24 protein-coding genes are annotated in these 22,136 nt (G+C 45.8%); all 24 read left to right on the plus strand.

Translation table 11 applies throughout. From position 1 onward, the window contains the following. Positions 1 to 32: 32 nt before the first annotated feature. Positions 33 to 1,031, plus strand: a complete 999-nt coding sequence (fliM, locus tag KAI36_RS10105; RefSeq protein ID WP_023988195.1) for a flagellar motor switch protein FliM — start codon at positions 33 to 35, stop codon at positions 1,029 to 1,031. After that, positions 1,021 to 2,331, plus strand: coding sequence for a flagellar motor switch phosphatase FliY (gene fliY, locus KAI36_RS10110; RefSeq protein WP_220027647.1), 1,311 nt, complete (start codon positions 1,021 to 1,023; stop codon positions 2,329 to 2,331). The genes fliM and fliY overlap by 11 nt, the downstream gene beginning before the upstream one ends. Positions 2,332 to 2,360: 29 nt before the next feature. After that, the gene (locus KAI36_RS10115; protein ID WP_010346372.1) at positions 2,361 to 2,726 is read left to right on the plus strand and encodes a response regulator; all 366 of its coding nucleotides are present in this window, start codon (positions 2,361 to 2,363) and stop codon (positions 2,724 to 2,726) included. Positions 2,727 to 2,738: 12 nt separating this feature from the next. Continuing rightward, positions 2,739 to 3,272 (plus strand): flagellar biosynthetic protein FliO, encoded by a 534-nt coding sequence (locus KAI36_RS10120; RefSeq protein ID WP_023988197.1) that lies wholly within the window; start codon positions 2,739 to 2,741, stop codon positions 3,270 to 3,272. Continuing rightward, positions 3,269 to 4,024 carry a flagellar type III secretion system pore protein FliP gene (gene fliP / locus KAI36_RS10125; protein ID WP_013309901.1) on the plus strand — a complete coding sequence of 252 codons (756 nt, stop codon included), beginning with the start codon at positions 3,269 to 3,271 and terminating at the stop codon, positions 4,022 to 4,024. The genes KAI36_RS10120 and fliP overlap by 4 nt, the downstream gene beginning before the upstream one ends. Positions 4,025 to 4,061: 37 nt before the next feature. Then, positions 4,062 to 4,331: a flagellar biosynthesis protein FliQ gene (gene fliQ, locus KAI36_RS10130; RefSeq protein WP_007430038.1), complete on the plus strand. Its 270-nt coding sequence runs from the start codon at positions 4,062 to 4,064 to the stop codon at positions 4,329 to 4,331. Positions 4,332 to 4,341: 10 nt separating this feature from the next. Further along, positions 4,342 to 5,127 carry a flagellar biosynthetic protein FliR gene (gene fliR, locus KAI36_RS10135; protein ID WP_023988198.1) on the plus strand — a complete coding sequence of 262 codons (786 nt, stop codon included), beginning with the start codon at positions 4,342 to 4,344 and terminating at the stop codon, positions 5,125 to 5,127. Continuing rightward, entirely contained in the window at positions 5,127 to 6,239 is a 1,113-nt protein-coding gene (gene flhB / locus KAI36_RS10140) for a flagellar biosynthesis protein FlhB (RefSeq protein WP_023988199.1), read from the plus strand. Before fliR ends, flhB begins: the two co-directional genes overlap by 1 nt. 23 nt (positions 6,240 to 6,262) lie before the next feature. Then, positions 6,263 to 8,296 carry a flagellar biosynthesis protein FlhA gene (flhA, locus tag KAI36_RS10145; RefSeq protein WP_016820963.1) on the plus strand — a complete coding sequence of 678 codons (2,034 nt, stop codon included), beginning with the start codon at positions 6,263 to 6,265 and terminating at the stop codon, positions 8,294 to 8,296. After that, positions 8,293 to 9,735: a flagellar biosynthesis GTPase FlhF gene (flhF, locus tag KAI36_RS10150; protein WP_220027648.1), complete on the plus strand. Its 1,443-nt coding sequence runs from the start codon at positions 8,293 to 8,295 to the stop codon at positions 9,733 to 9,735. The genes flhA and flhF overlap by 4 nt, the downstream gene beginning before the upstream one ends. Beyond that, positions 9,732 to 10,619, plus strand: a complete 888-nt coding sequence (locus KAI36_RS10155) for a MinD/ParA family protein (protein ID WP_220027649.1) — start codon at positions 9,732 to 9,734, stop codon at positions 10,617 to 10,619. The genes flhF and KAI36_RS10155 overlap by 4 nt, the downstream gene beginning before the upstream one ends. A 30-nt stretch (positions 10,620 to 10,649) precedes the next feature. Further along, complete coding sequence (locus KAI36_RS10160; protein WP_220028090.1) at positions 10,650 to 12,194, plus strand: chemotaxis protein CheB; 1,545 nt, start codon at positions 10,650 to 10,652, stop codon at positions 12,192 to 12,194. Between the two features lie 33 nt (positions 12,195 to 12,227). After that, a complete protein-coding gene (locus tag KAI36_RS10165; RefSeq protein ID WP_220027650.1) occupies positions 12,228 to 14,324 on the plus strand; it encodes a chemotaxis protein CheA in 2,097 nt (698 codons plus the stop codon). A gap of 62 nt (positions 14,325 to 14,386) precedes the next feature. After that, positions 14,387 to 14,848, plus strand: a complete 462-nt coding sequence (locus KAI36_RS10170) for a chemotaxis protein CheW (RefSeq protein WP_007430046.1) — start codon at positions 14,387 to 14,389, stop codon at positions 14,846 to 14,848. A 3-nt stretch (positions 14,849 to 14,851) separates the two neighbouring features. Continuing rightward, positions 14,852 to 15,478: a chemotaxis protein CheC gene (locus KAI36_RS10175; RefSeq protein ID WP_023988204.1), complete on the plus strand. Its 627-nt coding sequence runs from the start codon at positions 14,852 to 14,854 to the stop codon at positions 15,476 to 15,478. Continuing rightward, positions 15,471 to 15,968 (plus strand): chemotaxis protein CheD, encoded by a 498-nt coding sequence (locus KAI36_RS10180; RefSeq protein WP_010346358.1) that lies wholly within the window; start codon positions 15,471 to 15,473, stop codon positions 15,966 to 15,968. The genes KAI36_RS10175 and KAI36_RS10180 overlap by 8 nt, the downstream gene beginning before the upstream one ends. 2 nt (positions 15,969 to 15,970) lie before the next feature. After that, complete coding sequence (locus KAI36_RS10185; RefSeq protein ID WP_013309910.1) at positions 15,971 to 16,384, plus strand: hypothetical protein; 414 nt, start codon at positions 15,971 to 15,973, stop codon at positions 16,382 to 16,384. 14 nt (positions 16,385 to 16,398) lie between these two features. Further along, a complete protein-coding gene (locus tag KAI36_RS10190; protein WP_013309911.1) occupies positions 16,399 to 17,187 on the plus strand; it encodes a FliA/WhiG family RNA polymerase sigma factor in 789 nt (262 codons plus the stop codon). 44 nt (positions 17,188 to 17,231) lie between these two features. Continuing rightward, entirely contained in the window at positions 17,232 to 18,641 is a 1,410-nt protein-coding gene (locus tag KAI36_RS10195; RefSeq protein WP_023988205.1) for a flagellar assembly protein A, read from the plus strand. 81 nt (positions 18,642 to 18,722) lie between these two features. Beyond that, positions 18,723 to 19,043, plus strand: coding sequence for a hypothetical protein (locus KAI36_RS10200; protein WP_023988206.1), 321 nt, complete (start codon positions 18,723 to 18,725; stop codon positions 19,041 to 19,043). A 41-nt stretch (positions 19,044 to 19,084) separates the two neighbouring features. Next, on the plus strand, positions 19,085 to 19,717 hold the full coding sequence (locus KAI36_RS10205; protein ID WP_220027651.1) for a hypothetical protein: 633 nt from the start codon (positions 19,085 to 19,087) through the stop codon (positions 19,715 to 19,717). Then, positions 19,714 to 20,361, plus strand: a complete 648-nt coding sequence (locus KAI36_RS10210) for an endolytic transglycosylase MltG (protein ID WP_220027652.1) — start codon at positions 19,714 to 19,716, stop codon at positions 20,359 to 20,361. The genes KAI36_RS10205 and KAI36_RS10210 overlap by 4 nt, the downstream gene beginning before the upstream one ends. 253 nt (positions 20,362 to 20,614) lie before the next feature. Next, the gene (gene rpsB, locus KAI36_RS10215) at positions 20,615 to 21,313 is read left to right on the plus strand and encodes a 30S ribosomal protein S2 (RefSeq protein WP_013309916.1); all 699 of its coding nucleotides are present in this window, start codon (positions 20,615 to 20,617) and stop codon (positions 21,311 to 21,313) included. A 131-nt stretch (positions 21,314 to 21,444) separates the two neighbouring features. Beyond that, positions 21,445 to 22,095, plus strand: a complete 651-nt coding sequence (gene tsf / locus KAI36_RS10220; RefSeq protein ID WP_013309917.1) for a translation elongation factor Ts — start codon at positions 21,445 to 21,447, stop codon at positions 22,093 to 22,095. Positions 22,096 to 22,136 lie beyond the last annotated feature (41 nt).

A 22,136-nucleotide genomic window follows, 5' to 3' on the forward strand; every position in this document is an offset into this window, starting at 1 on the left:
CTTGTCAGGAACACGTAAGGGGGTGAATAACATTGGTGGATGTACTGTCACAAGGGGAAATTGATGCCCTTTTAGCAGCTCTTTCGTCCGGTGAAATGGATGCGGAAGAACTTAAAAAGGAAGATACCCAAAAGAAAGTTCGCGCTTATGATTTTAAAAGAGCGCTTAGGTTTTCCAAGGATCATATACGGAGTCTGACGCGGATACACGAGAACTTTGCACGGTATCTGACCACATATTTTTCAGCGCAGCTTCGTACTTTTGTCCAAATTAATGTCGTTCAGGTGGAGCAGCTTCCTTATGATGAATTCATTCGCTCCATTCCGAAAATGACCATTCTAAACATTTTTGAAGCTGAACCGCTGGAAGGCCGTATGGTGCTTGAGGTTCACCCGAACGTAGCTTATGCCATGTTGGACAGGCTTCTCGGAGGAACAGGTTCGGCACCGTCAAAGGTTGCTGCGTTGACCGAAATCGAGACGACGATCATGGAGCGAATTTTCAGTCGTACCTTTGATAGCCTGCAAGAGGCTTGGAAAACGGTACTGGACATTGAACCGCGCCTAGAGGCGATGGAAACAAATCCGCAGTTCATGCAGATTGTTTCGCCGAATGAAACGATTGCTCTGATTTCGCTTAGCACCAAAATTGGTGATACCACAGGGATGATTAACCTCTGTATCCCGCACGTGGTATTGGAACCCATTATGGCCAGACTGTCCACGCACCAGTGGTTTACATCCGAAAAGAAATCAAGGGCGCCCGAAGAGATCGACGCCTTGAGATTACGGGTCACCAAAGCAGAGCTCCCTATTATTGCGGAGTTGGGTGAATCCCGGATAAATGTAGCCGAGTTTCTGGGTCTTTCGGTAGGGGATGTCATTTCATTGAACAAGCCTGTCAAAGAAGGACTATCCATCCGGGTAGGCGAGAAATTGAAGTTTATGGGAAGTCCCGGCATGGTAAGAGATCGTGTTGCCGTACAAATTGATGAAATTGTCAACGAAGGAGTTGAAGAAATTGACGAGTAAAGACTATTTGTCCCAGGAGGAAATCGATGCCTTGCTGAAACAGTCTGAAGCGGGGACGGATTCTACTCCCGCAGGCAAGACCGTTGACGATTTTCTGACTCCTCTGGAGCAGGATGCTCTCGGGGAAATCGGTAATATAACGTTCGGCAGCGCAGCTACGGCTCTTTCCACACTGCTCGGTCAAAAGGTGGATATTACGACACCTAAAGTTTCAATTATTACCCGTTCTGAATTTGAAACTGCATTTCCAAAGCCACACGTAGCTGTACATGTAAATTATGTCGATGGATTCGAGGGTATTAACTCACTCGTAATCAAAAAGCGTGATGCACAAGTGATAGCGGACTTAATGCTTGGTGGTGAAGGAAACCCAGTAGATGAAGAATTGAATGAAATCCACATCAGTGCCGTGCAGGAAGCGATGAACCAGATGATGGGATCTTCGGCGACCTCTATGTCTACCATGTTTAATCGTTTTGTTAATATCTCTCCACCGGGGATTGATATTTTGGATCCTATGCACGGTGATGGAGTATCCAGTCTGCCGGATGAAGAGACGCTTATTACAGTATCCTTCCGGTTATTGATCGGGGATCTTATTGACTCTACGCTGATGCAACTGTTACCTGTTAATTTCGCCAAAAAAATGGTGAGCATCCTAATGAATGGCGGAGAGGATGAGGAACAACCGCAAGCGTCCGCACAGCAGGTAGCTGCAACAGCAGCTCCTGAAGCGCCGCAACAAGCTAGCGTTCCGCAGCAACCGCCTGCACCAGCCTATCAGCAGCCGCCTGCAGCCGCGCAGGCGCCGCAAGACCCAAGCTATGGGCAACAACCGCCAATGTATCCTCAAGACCCGGGATACGGGCAGCAGGGCGCTCCAGGCTATGGAACACCGGGTTATGGAATGTCAGCTGGTGTACCACCGCAAGCTCCTTACGGAACGCCTCATCACTACGGCGCAGTACCGGGACGTAATGTAAATGTACAACCTGTACAATTTTCTAACTTGCAGTCCGGTGCATTTGCGCAAGTGGATGAAAACAATTTAAATTTATTGATGGACATTCCCCTTAGAGTCACCGTAGAATTAGGAAGGACCCAAAAGCAAATTAAAGATATTCTGGAGCTCTCACAAGGTTCAATTATTGAACTGGACAAGCTTGCTGGTGAGCCGGTGGACATTTTGGTTAACAACAAACTGATTGCCAAGGGCGAGGTTGTCGTAATCGACGAGAACTTTGGCGTGCGTGTAACAGATATTGTAAGCCAATGGGACCGTATTCAAAAATTACAATAAAAGCATAATTTAGGGAGGATTTATTTCAGATGGCAAACCGTATTTTGATCGTGGACGATGCTGCATTTATGAGAATGATGATTCGGGACATCCTGTCCAAAAATGGATTTGAAGTAGTAGGAGAGGCCCAGGACGGATCACAGGCCATTGAAAAATTCAAAGAGCTTCGTCCGGACCTGATTACGATGGATATCACGATGCCTGAAATGGACGGCATTGCCGCTCTGAAGGAAATCAAACAAATTGACGCGAACGCAAAGGTTATCATGTGTTCCGCGATGGGTCAGCAAGCAATGGTTATTGATGCCATTCAAGCTGGCGCAAAAGATTTTATCGTTAAGCCTTTCCAATCGGATCGGGTTATCGAAGCCATCAACAAAACACTGGGTGTGTAAGGCGCACCCAGTATGGATACACAACAGGGTGCTTCTGACGCATTGAGTACATCCAGCAATATAGGCAACATTGCCTGGGTCCTTTTCGTGCTAATCTTTATCATCGTACTGATCGTGTACTTGATACGGTTTTTGAGTAAAAGAAATCAGAGCTGGTTCAGCAACCGCTCCGTTCGCATACTGGGAGGCGTGGGACTTGGTCCCAATAAATCCCTTCAGCTTGTTGAAGTTGGTAGCAGTGTGTACCTCATTGGTGTGGGAGAAGATATCCGGCTTGTTGACAAAGTATCCGATCCTGAAGAAGTGGAGCAAATTTTGGCCGCACTGGAGCAAGAAGCTTCTCTGCAGCGCGGCCCGATTGCCCCGCTGTTCGCTAAAATTGCGGATAAGCTTCGCCGGAACAACGCGGCACAGCAGCAGCCTGAAGAGGAAACATCTTTTCACGAGATGTTTGAATCCAAGCTTCGGCAAATGCCGAATCGCAAGGATAAACTTGAAAAGCTGCGCAATGAGGAGAATACTACAGATCGGTCGGGAGATTCATGAGAAAAAAGATTATACTTGCATGTTTGCTGCTTGTCTTGTTCAGCTTCATTTCGGTGACGGCGGCCTCTGCGGAACCGATTCCGAACATTGATATTCAAGTCGGCAATTCGGACAAAGGACAGCCCGGTGCCACCTCGCTGTCTATTATTTTACTTATTACTGTCATTAGTGTAGCGCCCGCGTTGCTTGTACTTATGACAAGTTTTACGCGAATTGTGATTGTGCTTGGCTTTGTGCGAACTTCGCTGGGAACCCAGCAGATGCCGCCTAATCAGGTGCTTGTCGGACTGGCTTTGTTTCTCACTTTATTCATTATGGCACCGACGTTCTCAGCTATGAATGAAACTGCCCTTCAGCCGTATCTCAAGGGGGATATAACACAGTCTCAGGCGCTGGATAAGGCATCGGTACCGATCAAGACCTTTATGTTCTCTCATACACGTGAGAAGGATCTACTGCTCTTTATGAAATACACCAAGATGGAAAAACCAAAGAATTATCAGGATATTCCACTAACGGTGATGGTTCCGGCTTATGCAATCAGTGAGTTGAAAACGGCATTTCAGATGGGCTTTATGATTTTCATACCATTTTTAGTTATAGACATTGTGGTGTCGAGTACACTCATGGCTATGGGGATGATGATGCTACCACCGGTAATGATTTCACTTCCTTTTAAAATACTGCTTTTCGTACTTGTAGATGGTTGGTATTTGGTTGTCAAATCATTGCTTCTGAGTTTTAACACATGAATACTTCATGCAAGGACAGCAATCAAGGAGGACGGCAATGACTTCGGAGTTTATTATTTCCCTGGCTGGGCAAGCGGTGTACATTGTACTCAAGGTGAGCGCTCCGATGCTGATTTTGGGGCTAGTCGTGGGTTTGATTATCAGCATTTTTCAGGCGACAACCCAAATTCAGGAGCAAACACTGGCCTTTGTTCCGAAGATTGTCGCCGTATTGCTGGCATTGCTTTTGTTCGGGCCCTGGATATTGACCACATTAGTGGACTTTACGTATAACATTCTGGACAATTTGTACAAATATATAGGTTAGGCTGAATGTTATGAACATATTGTTACAGAGTTTTCCTGTTTTTTTGCTGATTTTTTGTCGGATTACCTCATTTTTTGTAGTAGCGCCTATTTTTTCAACCCGAGGGGTACCTAATATCTTTAAGGTCGGAATTTCAGGATTTCTAGCTTTGGTCGTGTATCTTACATATGGTACTCATCAACAGGTACCGACCGATGTAGCGTATGTGCTGTTAGTGGGCCGTGAAGTGCTGATTGGGTTGTTATTGGGGTTTACTGCATATCTGTTCATGACAGCGATCCAAACCGCAGGTTCATTTATAGACCTACAGGTAGGTTTCGGAATGGCGAGTGTGTTTGATCCCATGACAGGGGCTTCAACGCCTTTAACGGGGAATTTCAAGTTTGCCATAGCTGTATTGTTCTTTTTAAGTATAAATGGGCACCATCATCTGCTAAATGCTATCTTATACAGCTATGATTGGGTGCCGTTGACAAATGATTTTTTTGTAAAGCTGTATGGTGGCAGTGTAACTGAATTCCTGGTACGTTCTTTTGCGGAATCATTTATGCTTGCTTTTCAAATTGCTGCTCCCATTGTAGTGGCTACCTTTTTAACAGATGTGGGACTCGGTTTTTTAGCTAAAACAGCGCCACAATTCAACATTTTTGTTATTGGTGTACCTCTTAAAATTATTGTGGGACTGTTCATGTTACTGCTTCTCATGCCAAGTTTTGCTTTTATATTCGAAAGATTGTTTTCTGTGATGTTCGAATCCATGCGCAACTTGTTGGATATTATGGGTAATCGTCCTTAATGTCTGGTCTGGAGGAACGTAGTTTGTCATTTAAATATGCTATGAACCTGCAGTTGTTCTCAGGGGAAAAAACGGAAAAAGCTACACCCAAAAAGAAACAGGATGCAAGACAAAAAGGGCAGGTTGCCAAAAGCATGGAGTTGCCCGCCGCTGGTGTCCTGCTGGTTACGTTTTTTTGCCTCATGATTTTCGGCGGGTATTTTAAGGATCATGCAGTTCGACTATTTCGAGATATTTTTGTGAATCGGCTCTCTATGGAGGTAACGCCGAACACAACGCTACTGATGATGGGCGAGTACGGCGTGCAAATCTTGATTATGCTGGCACCTATTTTTATTGGGGCTATTGTCATCGGGATAGTAGCGAATTACATGCAGATCGGTTTTTTATTAACCGGAGAGGGTATTACGCCCAAGTTTAGCAAGATTGATCCGATTAAAGGATTCAAAAATATTTTTTCCATGAGGTCATTGGTTGAATTCCTGAAATCTGTTTTAAAGATGACCGTAATTGGTTATCTGGTGTACAGCGTACTCTGGAAAACAAAGGCTGACTTACCCAAACTAGCTGAAATGTCCGGCGATCAGATGTTGAGCTTTACAGCTTCATTAACAATGGAACTGGGGCTCAAAATTGGTGTAGTGCTGTTCGTTTTAGCGGTATTGGATTATATGTATCAACGTTACGAGCATGAGAAAAACCTGAAAATGTCCAAGCAGGACATTAAGGATGAATACAAGAAAATGGAGGGTGACCCGCTGATCAAGGGGAAAATTCGCGAGCGTCAGCGCCGTATGGCTATGCAGCGTATGATGCAGGAGGTTCCTAATGCAGATGTCATCATCACCAACCCTACGCACTTTGCTGTGGCATTGAAATATGACGGTTCGGAGATGGAAGCGCCGCAGATTATTGCGAAAGGGCAAGATTACGTTGCACTCCGAATTAAAGAAATTGCCAAGCAAAACGGCGTAATAACGATGGAAAACAAGCCGCTAGCGCGGGCGCTGTTTCAACGAGCTGAAATCGGGGATGCGATACCAGCTGATCTATTCCAGGCCGTTGCCGAAGTGCTGGCGTATGTATATAAATTAAAAGGTAAAGTGAAATAAAGGGATCGGAGGGCTAGAGACCCGTGAAAATAAAAGAAATAACTGTCCTTGCAGGCGTCATCGGTATCGTTCTTATGATGATTCTCCCGATCCCATCATGGCTGCTGGATATCCTACTCGTCATTAATATTTCTATTGCTTTGATGATTCTACTCGTTTCTATGAACACGAAGGAAGCATTACAGTTCTCTATTTTCCCTTCATTGCTGCTCATTACAACGTTGTTTCGTTTGGCACTTAATATTTCTACAACCAAACTTATTTTAGGTGAGGGCCATGCAGGGGAAGTAGTTGCAACGTTTGGTAGTTGGATTGCAGGAGGGCAAATTGCCGTCGGTTTTGTTGTCTTTCTCATTCTCGTGGTTGTACAGTTCATTGTTATCACCAAGGGATCTGAGCGGGTTGCTGAGGTAGGCGCACGGTTTACATTGGATGCGATGCCGGGTAAACAAATGAGTATTGATGCTGATCTGAATGCAGGTTTGATCAATGAGCAGCAAGCCCGTGAACGACGCAGTAAAATCGAACGGGAAGCAGATTTTTACGGAGCGATGGATGGTGCGAGTAAATTCGTTAAAGGTGATGCCATTGCTAGTATTATCATTTTGATCATTAACTTGGTTGGCGGCTTTATTATCGGTATGGCCGTTCAGGGAAAAGGATTTCAAGAGGCGCTGTCGACTTATTCTGTCCTCACCATCGGTGACGGACTGGTCAGCCAGATTCCCGCACTGCTCATATCCACGGCGTCAGGCTTGATTGTTACGCGGGCTACGTCAGATGGCAACTTGGCAGAGGATTTAACTGGACAGCTCTTTTCTTATCCAAAACTGATCTACATTGTGGCTGCCACAATTGCATTATTGGGGCTTTTCACACCTATTCATATCATTACAACTCTCCCACTGGCGATTCTGCTGTTTTTCGCGGCTCGAAGAATGCAGGGCAATATGGAGCGCAAGCAGATAGCTGATGAACAGCTGGAAGAGGAGCAACAAATTGAAGAAGTCCGTAGTCCGGAAAGTGTCATTAATCTGCTTCAGGTAGATCCAATTGAATTTGAATTTGGATACGGGTTAATTCCGCTGGCGGATACACAGCAGGGCGGGGATTTATTGGATCGGATTATTATGATCCGTCGTCAATGTGCTTTGGAGCTGGGTTTGGTTGTGCCGGTCATTCGTATTCGGGACAACATTCAGCTCAAGCCTAACGAGTATGTAATTAAAATTAAAGGTAATACCGTGGGCGGCGGAGAGCTTCTGTTGAATCATTACCTGGCTATGAGTCCAGGATACGACGATGATTCTATTACAGGAATCGAAACGACGGAACCAGCCTTCGGATTGCCTGCGCTCTGGATTGATGAGAACACCAAGGATGTTGCGGAACTATCGGGTTATACCGTAGTTGATCCACCTTCAGTTGTAGCTACTCATCTTACGGAGACGATCAAGAAACATGCTCATGAGTTGCTTGGCAGACAGGAAACACGGTCGCTGGTCGACAATCTCAAAGAGAATTATCCAGTGCTGGTGGACGACCTTATTCCTTCTGTGCTTGCGATTGGGGATGTACAAAAAGTGCTGGCCAAGCTGTTGAAAGAAAAAATCTCCATTCGCGATATGGTGACTATTTTCGAAACGCTAGCTGACTACGGTACTTATACAAAGGATCCCGACGTGCTGACTGAATATGTCCGTCAGGCGTTGTCCCGCCAGATTACGCAGCAATTTGCCCAACAAGGGGAGACGTTACGCGTTATTACAGTGGGACCAGGATTGGAGAAGAAAATTGCTGAAAGCGTGCAACAGTCAGAGCAAGGTAGCTATTTGGCTCTTGATCCGGTGTCTACGCAAACGGTGTATCAAAGAATGATGGAGCAAATCAACCGCCTTATTCAATCTGGACAGCAGCCTATTGTGTTAACGTCACCGACAATTCGTATGTATTTGCGGCAAGTGATGGAGCGGACGATGCAGGATGTCCCGGTGCTGTCGTACAGTGAGCTGGAGCCGAACGTTGAAATTCAAAGTGTCGGGGTGGTGAACTTATGAGAGTGAAACGATATGTAGTGGATACCATGCCAGAAGCTATGCTGCAAATCAGGGGTGACTTAGGAACAGACGCCGTCATTTTAAGTACAAAGGAAATGAAGGTCGGCGGTTTCATGGGAATGTTCAGTAAAAAGAAAATCGAAGTGGTTGCTGCGGTAGAGGAGAAGCAACCTCAAAAGCCACGACGGTTTGGACCCTCTTCACAAGAGCTTGCCCAGGCGGCTTCACCTCTAATGAACGCTCCTGAACAGCCAGAAAAACCATTTATGCCTGTGGTTCCCAGACAAGCTGCTCCAGAAGCTTATCGACGGGTAACGCAGATGACGGGTAGTTCCAAAGAAGAACAAGCTGAATTAACGATTAATGAAGAACAAGCTGCTTCAACAACTGAGCATTTGTCATCTAGGTCTGCTAATAATCTGGAGACTATATCTCAAGCACTTGATCATGAAGCATTGCTTTCGAACATGAAATCATCCAGTGAACTGTTTAAACAGCCCATTGAAGTAAGTGCTCCAGATAAGAGCGGAGTAGAGGAAAATCAGGCTCTGCTTAATGAATTGCGGGAAATGAAAGCCATGATGACTCGGTTTTCCCGAAATTCTTCATTGGAAAGTACTTGGCCGGAGCCGCTGCAAGAGATTTGTGAGCGTGTGCTGGAGCAGGAAGTGGAACGAGATTTGCTGGAGTATTGGCTCGAACAGGTATATGTGCGTCGGAGTGAGCACCCTTTTGCGCCTGAAACTTTTGATTGGGAACAAGCCTTTCGTGATGAAGTGGCCAGTTTTATTCAGACAAGACTGGACAAAGGGATCTCCAAAGATACCAAAATTGTGTATGTGGCAGGTCCTACCGGAGTAGGGAAAACGACGACCATTGCCAAGTTAGCAGCAGAGCAGTTGTTTAAGCATCATCGCAAAGTTGGATTTATTACTTCTGACACGTACCGGATTTCAGCCGTCGAGCAACTGCGTACATATGCTACGATTTTGAATGTACCGCTTGAAGTTGTGCAATCTCCTGGTGACGTCCACAGAGCCATTCAACGTCTGGAACATTGTGACCTGATCCTCATGGATACCGCAGGACGAAATTATCGTAATGAATTACTTGTTTCGGAACTGCAAAGTCTGCTTTCGCCTATTAATGAAAGTGAAACGTATCTGGTACTCAGTCTGACATCCAAAAGTAAAGATATGCTCAATATAACTGGACATTTCAGTAAGTTTGGTCTTGGTAAGGTTGTATTTACTAAGATGGACGAGACAGGTAGCTGTGGTGGGATGTTTAACCTTTTGCATCATTTTCCGATGCAGCTGGCCTATATTACCAATGGACAAAATGTTCCTGACGACCTGCTTCATCCTGATACAGAAATGGTGACAAGCATGCTGCTTGGACCCAAAGCATCAACAGGAGTTAACGGAGATTCCATATGAGTGACCAAGCCCAATCACTTAGACAAATGGCTTCTTCATTGGATAAATATCGATTGCCCCCACGTAATCGTCAAGCAAAAATTATAACGATCACCAGTGGTAAAGGCGGGGTGGGCAAATCCAATTTCACGCTGAACTTTGCTCTGGCTTTGCAATCCCTTGGTCGAAAGGTACTTGTGTTTGATGCAGATATAGGTATGGCCAATATTGATGTATTAATGGGAGCCAATTCACAATACAATCTTCTTCACCTGCTAAAACGTGAGAAATCAATTGATGAAATTATTCAAACGGGTGTAGGTGGTTTGCCTTATATTGCTGGAGGATCGGGCTTGAGCGAATTGTTTACGTTATCGGATAACGATCTGAATTATTTTGCCGAAGAAGTAGAGAAAATGGCGGCAGATATGGATTACATTCTATTTGATACAGGTGCAGGTTTATCCAAAGAAAACCTTAAATTCATCACTTCAGCTGACGAATGCCTGGTCGTAACCACACCGGAACCGACGTCCTTAACAGATGCGTATGCGCTAATTAAAGTCGTCAGCGGGTTACAAAAGGATACGGTATTCAAAATTATAGTCAATCGTGCCGATAACGATAATGAGGCCCGTCAAGTTGCCGATAAGATCGCACTGGTTGCGAAACGCTTTTTGGAGATCGAAATCCCGTTGCTTGGACATATCAGTGATGATACTCATGTCATGCAAGCAGTCAAAAGACAAGTACCTTTTATGGTTGCTTTTCCGGGATGTGCGGCTTCAAGAGATGTATTGAATCTGGCACACCGTTTTGCAGCAATGCCACAGATTCCGCAATCAGATGCATTAAGTGGAATTAAAGGGTTTATGCAAAAATGGTTGCGGCGTTCTGTACATTGATTTTGATGAGAGGAAACAGAGGTGTTTAACATGTGTGCTTACCAGGTGCTGGTTGTAGATGATTCGGCCTTTATGCGCAAAATTATTACAGATTTAATTGTAAGGGATGAGTCGTTCAACATCGTAGGTACAGCCGCCAATGGCAAAGAGGCTGTAGAGAAAGTGAAGGAATTGCAGCCCGATTTGGTCACCATGGATGTCGAGATGCCTGAAATGAATGGTCTTGAAGCATTGCCATTGATTATGGCAGCCCATCCGCTACCTGTTATTATGCTGTCAGGCATTAATGAACAAGGTATGAAGGAGACCATCATGGCTCTGGAGGCAGGAGCTTTCGATTTTATAAGAAAGCCTTCCATTGCTCATGCGCAAGATATTGAGCAAGTGAGCAAGGCGCTGCTGGAACAGATGCACACTGCTATGCAAGCAGTGCGGAGCCGCCTGGAACGCAAGGAAGCTAATGAGCGCAAAGCTGCATTGGAACAAGCGAAAAAAACGCCGCAGGAAAAGCCTCCAGGACAGGCTGTGACTGAGAAACGAACAGGCAGTCAAGCTTCGACAGACAAGCCTCCTGTTGTTCCGCTTGCTCCTTCACCTGCTGCATCAGCTCAGCCGAAGCGTGATGCTGGCAAGTCCGTCCCGGCAACAGCCAAGCAGGAAACTAAGCGACAACAGTCTGGAACATCCGTTACAGCGGAGCGCATAGAACAGCCAGCTGCTCAGCCAAGCAAGTCAGTCCAAGCACCTACTGTTCAGAAGAAGGAAGACTTGTCCAAGGGGATGGGACGAACACCAGGGCAACTAAACAGTTCTAATACGGCCGCTGGCAAATCGCTGCATGGTAAGGATAAAGCAGGGCTGGTTAAGCCGGAGCCCCGTAAGACGGTGATTTCATCAGCTACGCCTACTCCTGCGGCTGCTACGCCTCCAGTAACGGCACCTACAGTTCCTGCCACATCTAAGGGATTTTCTCTTAAAAAAGGTGTGCACACGTCCAGCTTTCGCAAACTGGTGGCGGTGGGATGTTCTACGGGCGGCCCGCGGGCGCTTAAGACGCTGTTGGAACGCATTCCTGGTGATTTTCCTGCTCCAATCGTTATCGTTCAGCATATGCCGCCAAACTTCACTCGTTCGCTGGCACAACGCTTAAACACGTTAAGTCCACTCCGAGTTGTGGAGGCTGAGCAGGGAATGACACTGGAGACTGGAACGGCCTACATTGCCCCAGGGGGATATCAACTAAGAATTGTGCCAGGAGCCGGTGGTAAATACACTGTGTCACTGAAGATGGAGGAAGCTCGCAATGGTCACCGTCCTTCCGTAGATACGATGTTTGAATCGTTGCTCTCGTTAACCTCGTTGGAGCGGCATCTAGTATTGCTCACTGGAATGGGGAGCGACGGGGCCAAAATGATGAAAAAGCTTTATGATGCTGGGGTAAAATCCACATTTGCTGAAAATGAGGAAACTTGTGTAGTGTACGGAATGCCCCGCTCTGCAGTAGAGTTAAAATGTGTGCGTCACCTTCTGCCAATGCAGGAGATCGCCCCCAAGCTTGTACAAGTTGTGAAATAATCGGAGTGTAACTCATGGAGGAGGTGTCTCACAATGGACATGAACCAATATTTAAACATGTTTATTGATGAGTCGAATGATCATCTGCAATCTCTTAACGAAAAAATGCTTCAACTGGAAAGCAATCCAACCGATCTAGGCATCGTTCAGGTGATTTTCCGTTCTGCCCATACCCTCAAAGGAATGGCTGCTACAATGGGATTTGAAGACCTAGCATCGCTAACTCACCAAATGGAAAACGTTCTTGATCTGGTACGTAACAACAAGCTGGCGATGCATGAATTTATATTCGATACCTTATTTAAAGGATTGGATGCTTTGGAGTCCATGGTGCAGCACATTACAGAGGGAGGCGACGGAAAAGCGGATGTCTCCTCTATTGTATCTTCACTACAATCCATCGTGAGCGGGGATTTCCAAAAGTCCGGCGCAAATGCTGCCACTGAGGAGCCTCCATCTAAAAAAGTGGACAAAAACGATAGTGCTGGGCTTGTCTTGGATCAGTTCCAGTATTCTGTACTGGAGCAATCTATTTCCGAAGGACATCGTGTTCACTATATACAGGTAACAATCAGCTCAGAGAGCCAGTTGAAGGCGGCGCGTGCTTTTATGGTGTTCAATACGCTGGAAAACTCTGGTGAAATCGTCAAGGCCTATCCGTCGGTACAGGATATTGAGCAGGAGAAATTCGAGCAAAGCTTCTCGTTATATTACATAACGCAGAAAGAAGTTGGGGAGCTGGAAAAGGAAATCGCGGGTATCTCTGAAATTGACACTGTCTCAGTGGTACAACTAGATCAGGAATCGCTTAAACAAATGAGCGAAGTTACTGCTGGACTGGCTGAGACTGCTGCGGTACAGGAAGCTCCTGTTGCCGTGCAACCACCTGCTCCATCCCAGCCGCAGTCTCCAGCTGCGGCCTCTGTGGCTAAGCCAGCTGCAGGTAAGGCACCAGCAGCTAAGGCAGCTGCGCCTACGCATAACCGTACGATTCGTGTAGATATTGAACGTCTGGATGTACTTATGAACTTATTTAGCGAGTTGCTCATTGACCGTGTGCGGTTAGAGCAGTTGGCAAGTGAAGCTTCCAATCCAGCACTGACAGAAACGGTAGAGCACATGAGTCGTGTGAGCAGCGATTTGCAAAACGTCGTTCTTAAATTGCGGATGGTACCAGTAGATACTGTTTTCAATCGTTTCCCGCGTATGGTGCGCGATCTGGCCAAATCGCTGGATAAAAAACTTGATTTGGTTATTACTGGAGCAGAAACTGAAATGGACCGCACTGTTATCGACGAAATTGGCGATCCTCTGGTGCATTTGCTTCGTAACTCCGTGGATCATGGCATTGAGTCGGTAGCCGATCGGATAGCAGCTGGTAAACCTGAGACAGGAACGGTTAACTTGCGTGCTTTCCATAGCGGAAATAACGTATTCATCGAGATTGAAGATGACGGAAATGGTATTAATCGCGATAAGGTACTAAACAGTGCTATTTCTAAAGGGATTTTGACGGCAGAGCAAGCAGCGGTCATGACCGACGAGGAAGCCTATCAGGTATTGTTTGCTCCGGGCTTTAGCACAGCTGCAGTCATTTCAGACGTATCAGGACGCGGTGTCGGTTTGGACGTTGTTAAATCCAAAATCACCGCTTTGGGTGGCAATGTTACGGTTCACTCTACACTGGGCCAAGGCACAAATTTCTCTGTGCAATTGCCGCTGACTCTATCCATTATTGCAGCCATGATGATACAGATCGGTTCTGAAAAATATGCGATTCCATTGTCCTCCATTGTAGAGACTGCGATCGTCAAACGGACACAAATTCGTTCTGTACATGGCAATAAAATGATTGCTTTCCGCGATTCTCATATCCCGCTCATCTCCTTGAGTCAGCTGTTTGAGGTACCGGACTTCAATGAAGATGAAGAAGAAGAGACAGAGGTCGTGGTCATCCGCAAGGGAGACCGTCTGGCAGCTCTTTCCGTACAGGACTTTTTGGGACAAAGTGAAATTGTGCTTAAAAATCTGGGCAAATATCTTCCAAACATCCAAGGAATTTCAGGCGCCACGATTCTGGGTGACGGTCAGGTTGCTTTGATCATTGACCCGAATGTTTTCATTAAATAATGTCTTCATCAGAAATGAAAGAAATGTGAAGTTGCTGACATCAATAAGGAGGGTTTTTAGACATGGGAGAAGAAATTAAAGTTATCGTATTTAAGCTTGGTGAAGAGGAATACGGTGTTGAAGTAGAAAAAGTCCAATCTATTGAACGCATGGTGCCGATTACACGGGTTCCAAGAACCTACGATTTTGTTAAAGGCGTATTCAACATGAGAGGCGTAGTCATTCCGGTTATTGATCTTCGTGGCCGATTTGGATTACCTGAAGCTGAATATACCGATCAAACTCGCATCATTATCGTTGCAGTGGGCGAAATGCAAGTCGGCTTTATCGTTGATTCAGCGAATGACGTTATTGACCTGAATACTGACAATATCGAGACACCACCGGAAGTGATTGGCGGAGTTAAGGCTAAATACCTTCGCGGAGTTGCTAAAATTGGTGAAGAGCGCTTGTTGATTATGCTGAACTTGTCCGAAGTCCTGAATCGTAGCGAAATGAACCAGCTGGAAGGCTTAGAGGATTAATATATGGAGAACCTTGGAAATCTCGAAGACTTCAAATTGGATGTTTTGAAAGAAGTCGGCAACATTGGCTCGGGGAACGCTGCTACAGCGCTCTCCCGGCTTCTCAATAAACCGGTCGATATGGGTGTGCCCAAAGTACAAATGCTGCCCTTTGAGGAAATTGCCGAGAAAGTCGGCGGCTATGAGCAACTTGTTGTTGCAATATTTTTTAGGGTAGAAGGGGAAGCCCCCGGCAATCTATTCTTCATATTGCAGCCTCAGGCGGCAAAAAGCTTACTTTCCCGTTTGGCGAATATTCCTTCAGATGACGAGGACAGTTTTAACGAAATGGAGCACTCAGCCCTGTCGGAGATCGGAAACATTTTAGCAGGCTCATACTTGTCTTCGCTGGCAGACTTTACGCGTTTATCTATGTATCCAACAGTCCCTGCGCTGGCGTTGGACATGGCAGGAGCAATTCTCAGCTATGGACTGCTGCAGTTTGGGCAGATGGGGGATGCTGCATTATTGATTGACACATCGTTTCTGGAAGGGCAGAATCAGATAGAGGGTCAATTTTTCCTGATTCCTGATCCAGAATCGTTCGGGAAAATCTTTAGGTCGTTAGGAGTCCCGATGAACGATGATTGAGGATAAAAGCATCATTAAAGTCGGTATGGCTGACTTAAATGTTACCAGTAACCCGAACTCGATTCGCACGACAGGACTTGGCTCTTGCGTCGGATTGACTCTCTACGATCCTCACTTGAAACTGGCAGGTATGGCACATGTGATGCTACCATCCTCGGATATTGCACGTGAAGGGCAACTGAATATTGCTAAATACGCCGATACGGCGCTGCCCGAGTTATTTGAGCGGATGCTGAAATTGGGTGCTGAACGACGCAGACTGATTGCCAAAATGGCAGGGGGAGCGCAGATGTTCGCCTTTGCCGGTAGTGGAGATACCATGCGCATTGGTCCACGCAATGTAGAATCATGCAAAGAGATGCTCGTAGATCTCGGCATTCCTTTGATTGCGGAGGACACAGGTGGTAATTATGGACGAACGATTGAGTTGGACTCTGAAACTGGCGTTTTGAATATTCGAAGCGTACAAAAAGGTGTAAAGGAATTATAAACATGTTATTTGGCAGCTTACGCATTAATCTTTGGTCTGGAGTAGTCGGATTTATTCTGACTTTTGTGTTGTCCGTTGGCAGCAATCTGCTGACCACGAGCTTAATTCGTGGCTTGATCGCCTTCGTTTTTTGGTTCCTACTTGCATTTGTGCTGCGCTGGACACTAGGTGTGGTAGCGCGGCCAGATCTGGGGAATGCCCAAAGCCGGGCAAGCTCTCAGGTAGATGGCGTAGGGGGGAATCTGGACCTGACAACACCAGACGAAAATGAAGACCTGAATGAATTGCTGAAACCGAAACCAGAGCAGACGGACGAGGGGAATAATGGTTTTGCACCTTTAAACCCACCTAAGCTGGTTTCCAACAAGGACCCTGAAGAATTGGCCAAGGCCGTTCGTCACCTGACAGACAAATAAGGAGGGTGAAGCCGATGAACGAGCGAAAAGCCGCTCATTTAAACCATTCCGAACTATGGGAACAATGGAAAGAACACGGTGACAAGGAAGCAAAAAAACAGTTAATTGAAAAGTATCTCCATATTGTGGAATATGTGTCAGGCCGTCTTGCAGTAGGCTTGCCTAAAAATGTATCCAAAGATGATCTGGCGAGCAACGGCGTTATGGGTTTGATTGACGCTTTAGAGAAATTTGACTATGAGCGTGGCTTGCAGTTTGAGACCTATGCTTCTTGGCGTGTTCGTGGAGCGATTTTGGATGGTCTTCGTCAAGGGGATTGGGTTCCTCGTTCAGTTAGGGAAAAAGCGAAAAAAATCGAGGATGCCTACCAGCACTTGGAACAAAGATATCTACGCACGGTAAGCGACGAAGAGATGAGTCATTATTTGGACGTTTCTGAGAAAGAGTTTCAAAATATGATCCAGGAGGTCGCCGTTATGTCGATTGTCTCCCTGGAGGACCCGATCCGCGAAGAGGAATCGGAAACACGGCTTTCCCTTTTGGTGGACGAGAAGGCGAAAAATCCGGATCATAAGGTCAATGAATTTACACTTCGTGATGCCCTTGCACAAGGCATTGATAAATTGACTGAAAAAGAGCGTATCGTTGTTTCTTTATTGTATTACGAGGATTTGTCACTCAGCGAAATCGCTGAGGTCATGTCGCTATCTCCATCGCGAATTTCACAGTTGCATTCCAAAGCAATATTACGTCTGAGAGCGACATTGGACAAACAACGGGATTTGCTAATGCGTAAAGATTAACGTACGGGAGGTTACAGTAACAGTTAGACGGAAGGAGCACCCTTGTGGAGAAGCAATATGCTTTGGACCAGTTTTTAAAAGTGGTTGTCTCACCTGACAAACAAACCGCCTACTTGGAGTTTGCCAAACGTGAAGAAGGCTTTGCCTGTTCTGTGGAAGAATTAGAGCGTTTTCTAAGCAACCAAAAAATATCCTACGGTTTAATGACCGATGCAATTCGCGTATTTGCGGCAAGTCCGGAAGATCATTTCTTCGGAAAATTACTGATTGCTCAGGGAAAGCAGCCGATTCATGGCACAGACGGAAAAATTAATCTGGCTGATATTGTGACTGGCGAAGATGCACATAAACCGCTTGAAACCGTGGATGGACGGGTGGATTATAAAGAATTAACTCGTTTAAGAAATGTGAAACGTGGTCAACTGATTGCCGAACGGGTTGATCCTGTGCCGGGTGTACCGGGGATTGCTGTAACCGGAGAGGAAATTCCTTTTCTTCCAGGTAAAGAGGCGCGTTTTAAAGTCGGAAAAAATGTAGTGATCCATCCAGAAGGTGTTGCGATGTATGCGGCTATTGATGGACTGGTGACTACGACTGAAAAGGGCAAACTTAATGTATTCCCTGTATATGAAGTGAACGGGGACGTCGATTATAGTGTCGGTAACATTGATTTTGTTGGAACCGTCGTCATTCGTGGGAATGTCTTGACTGGTTTTCGAGTTCGGGCGGCTGGCGACATTCGTGTCATCGGTGGTGTGGAAGGCGCTGAAATTGAGGCGGAAGGTTCAGTTGAAATCAGTGGCGGTATTATCGGATATCATAAGGGGTTCGTGAAAGCTGCACAAAATGTCAAATGCTCATTCATACAAGATGGTAACGTGATTGCCGGAGGCGATATACTTGTATCCCAGAGCATCATGCATTCCCAGATTAAAGCGAGTGTAAATGTACTCTGCGAGGGGACTAAAGGGCTTATCGTAGGTGGCAGTGTACAAGCTGGTAAAAAGGTAGTGGCTCGTACCATCGGTAATACGATGTCCACAGCTACTGTTATCGAAGTGGGTGTGCTTCCCGAACTGCGCGATGAACTGACAGAACTCCGCGCACGTTTGAAGCAGCAGACAGACAGTCAGGATAAAACGAATAAGGCTCTTACCATATTGGATCAGCTTGCCGCCGCCGGACAGCTTGCACCTGAAAGAATGGCTATGCGAATCAAGCTGACATCTACTAAAAAATCTAATGAACAGGAGCTTTTGGAAACCAAGTCCAGAATGCTTGAAATTGAACGAACATTAGAGGATACAAGCCGCGCACGGGTAGAAGTGAAAAATGTAATTTACGGTGGCTCTAAAATAGTTATCGGCAGATATACAAAATTTATTAAAGATTCAGTGGAAAGAATGGCGTTTTATTATCACGAAGGAGACATCAGCATGTCCTCCTACGTGTAATTCGGCACACTGAAAAACAACATTCAACATTGTATTCCTTGAAAGACAGAACGGATGCCCAATCGGAAAGGGTGTGGTCCAATGAGCTTGAAGGCTGTTGAATTGCAAATTGCCGTACCTCGCACCAGCGAAGCAGGAAAATACCAAAGTGAGTCCCAGCAGCGGCCGATGAATGATCAAGCATTGCTTGGACAAAAGGCCGCGTTGGAGACGGAAAACATGCGTCAGCGAAGCAGTGCCGTAGACCAGTCTGCGGAAACATTCGTCGGTGAGCGACAAACAGGAGGACAAAGCAGAGATTCTTCCCAGCAGAGCCGCTCCCGTTCAGATGAGTCTGAGCTACCTAAGGAGCATCCGGCAGAGCATCCGTTCAAGGGACACCATATTGATTTTTCGCTCTGATCCGACAGGTGGAGAAGCGTTATTAAAGGAGACGATGGGCAGTGGATCAACCATGGATTTATATTGTTCTGCTGGGCGCCGCAGCTGTTGTCTACGCCTGGCTTCTGCCTAAGCGTCAGCCAGGCCGGGGAACAGAAGAGGCCGTTGTCCAAAAGGTGGAGGCCACATTGGAGCAATATATGGCCGATATTGAAAACGATAATGACGAGTTGATTGAGCTCGTTTCGGGTATGAAGCAGGAGCATACAGTTAAACAGGTGGCATTACAGGAGCAAGTAGCTGAGCTTCGGAGCCGTATCGTGGAGCTTGAGCGCCAGGCTATGTTTGCTACTGTCTCTATGCAAACCGAGCCTGTATCTAAGGAAATACAACATACAGCTACTTCTCATCAGGCAGCGGTTGCATACGGTCAATTTCAAAGTCCGCAACCTGGAATGTCTGTGCAGGAAGGCTACTCTGGTTCAGAAGCTCCCCTCATAACTATGGAGGAGCAGACGGTATTACAAGACCCTGAAACTGAGCAGGAAGCAGAGTCCATCCGTGATCGTTATCAAGAGTTGTTTGCGCTGCATGAGCAAGGCAAGTCGGTGGACTATATAGCCAAGCAATCAGGCATTCAACGGGGTGAAGTACAGCTCATATTGCAACTCGCGGAGCGGGAGGATGTAACGTGATCAAAAACCGTTCATTTATGCTAGGCATGGGTACTGGTCTGATAACGGGGGCATTGCTGTTGCAACTGGCAATGATTGGTCAGGGACAATCGCAGCAATCTTCCGCAGACCCGAAAAACATGACGCGAGAGCAATTAGAAAAGGCAGCAGCCGAATTAAATCTTCAGATCAGTGACAGCTCTGATCCGAAAATGACAGAAGAGGAATGGCGTAATAAGGTGATCAAGGAAGGTAATAAAACTCCGGTTGCACCCCAAAAGGCTAAACCAGCTCAAACGCCGGCAACACCAAAGGCACCTGCAAACAGCACATCCTCGGCTGCGTCTAAACCTTCGACTAGCACATCGGTTCCACAAAGTCCGACTAAGCCGCAAACTCAAAGATCTGGCACTACAACGACTCCCAATATCCCCAAGCAGCCTGCCACCCCACAAGTGCAGTATAGCATTGCATCGGGAAGCAATTTGAGAAGTGTGGCATCAGGATTGCAACGGGCAGGGGTCGTATCTGATGCTAGTGCATTTGAGGCAGCAGCTAAGGCTCAAAAAATCAATACCAAAATTCGTACCGGTACCTATCAGTTTGCTAAGGGTGAGGATTTCAGTTCTATCATTACTAAAATTACGAAAAAGCCGTCCAACTGACCAGACTGGGAAGTGGGCGGCTTTTATTCTTGCTGACAAGTTCGATGAGAGGCGTAAAACGTCACATTTTGCGTTGTTCCAACTATTGTCGAAAAGTTGGTTGCAACGATGCAAGTGTTATGGTATATTAATTGACGGTGTTAAAAACGCACGTCGGTTAATTTTATAAAGGGTGCTTTCCAATGGAAAGTCTTTATGAAAAATGATGTCGGCGGAGGACACACAAAAAACCAAACTTAGGAGGTGCGTGAAGATGGCAGTAATCTCCATGAAACAGCTTTTGGAAGCTGGGGTTCACTTTGGTCACCAAACACGTCGCTGGAACCCGAAAATGGATCGTTATATCTTCACTGAAAGAAACGGTATTTACATCATTGACTTGCAAAAGACAGTGAAAAAGGTTGAGGAAGCTTACAACTTCGTAAAAAGCATTGCAGCTGAGAATGGTACAATTCTGTTCGTAGGCACGAAGAAACAAGCACAAGATTCCGTTAAAGAAGAAGCAGCACGCGCTGGTCAATTCTACATTAACCAACGTTGGTTGGGTGGTACGCTGACTAACTTCCAAACGATTCAAAAACGTATTGACCGTTTGAAACAACTGGAAGCTTGGGAAGAAGACGGTACATTCGCAGTTCTTCCTAAAAAAGAAGTTATCATTCTTCGCAAAGAAAAAGATCGTCTTGAAAAATTCTTGGGTGGTATCAAAAACATGAAGGGCCTTCCAAGTGCTCTGTTCATCATTGATCCACGTAAAGAACGTATCGCGGTTGCTGAAGCTCGCAAATTGGGTATCCCAATCGTAGGTATCGTTGATACAAACTGCGATCCAGACGAAATCGACTATGTTATCCCAGGTAATGACGACGCAATCCGCGCTGTTAAATTGCTGACAGGTAAAATGGCTGATGCAGTTATGGAAGCAAACCAAGGCGAAGAAACTACAGCATAATATTTCCATTAGGAAATACCTATATGAATTAAATGAAAAGGGTGGTTGGCAGGTGTATAACCTCTCACTACCCTTTTTTTAAGGAATAAAGCACGGTATACCACTGAAAATCAAATTTGGAGGGAAATAATATGGCAGTTAATGCTAGCGCAGTAAAAGAGCTTCGTGAAAAAACAGGCGCAGGAATGCTGGATTGTAAAAAAGCGCTTGAAGAAGCAAACGGTGATTTGACAAAAGCGGTTGAAGTTCTGCGCGAAAAAGGACTTGCAGCTGCAGCCAACAAAGCAGGTCGTATTGCTACTGAAGGTGTTGTTGAATCCTACATTCATGCTGGCGGCCGTATCGGCGTACTGGTAGAAGTAAACTGCGAAACAGACTTCGTAGCTAAAACAGACCAGTTCAGAGATTTTGTACGCGACATTGCAATGCATATCGCTGCATCGAACCCTCGTTATGTTCGTCGTGAAGAAGTGCCACAGGAAGAAATCGAAAAAGAAAAAGAAATCCTGAAAGCACAAGCTCTGAACGAAGGTAAACCAGAGAAAATCGTTGAAAAAATGGTTGAAGGCCGCATTGGTAAGTTCTATGAAGAGTTCTGTTTGTTGGAGCAATCTTTCATCAAAGATCCGGACAAAACAATCTCCACGCTTATCAACGAAAAAATCAGTACAATTGGCGAAAACATCTCCCTGCGTCGCTTTGTTCGTTTTGAACTGGGTGAAGGTCTGGAGAAAAAAGAAGACAACTTCTACGAAGAAGTTATGTCTCAAGTGAAACAATAATTACCAACGAACGGTAATTGCATATGGAAAAAACGGAAATG

It is taken from the genome of Paenibacillus sp. S02 (assembly GCF_019454065.1).
Taxonomy (GTDB): domain Bacteria; phylum Bacillota; class Bacilli; order Paenibacillales; family Paenibacillaceae; genus Paenibacillus; species Paenibacillus polymyxa_B.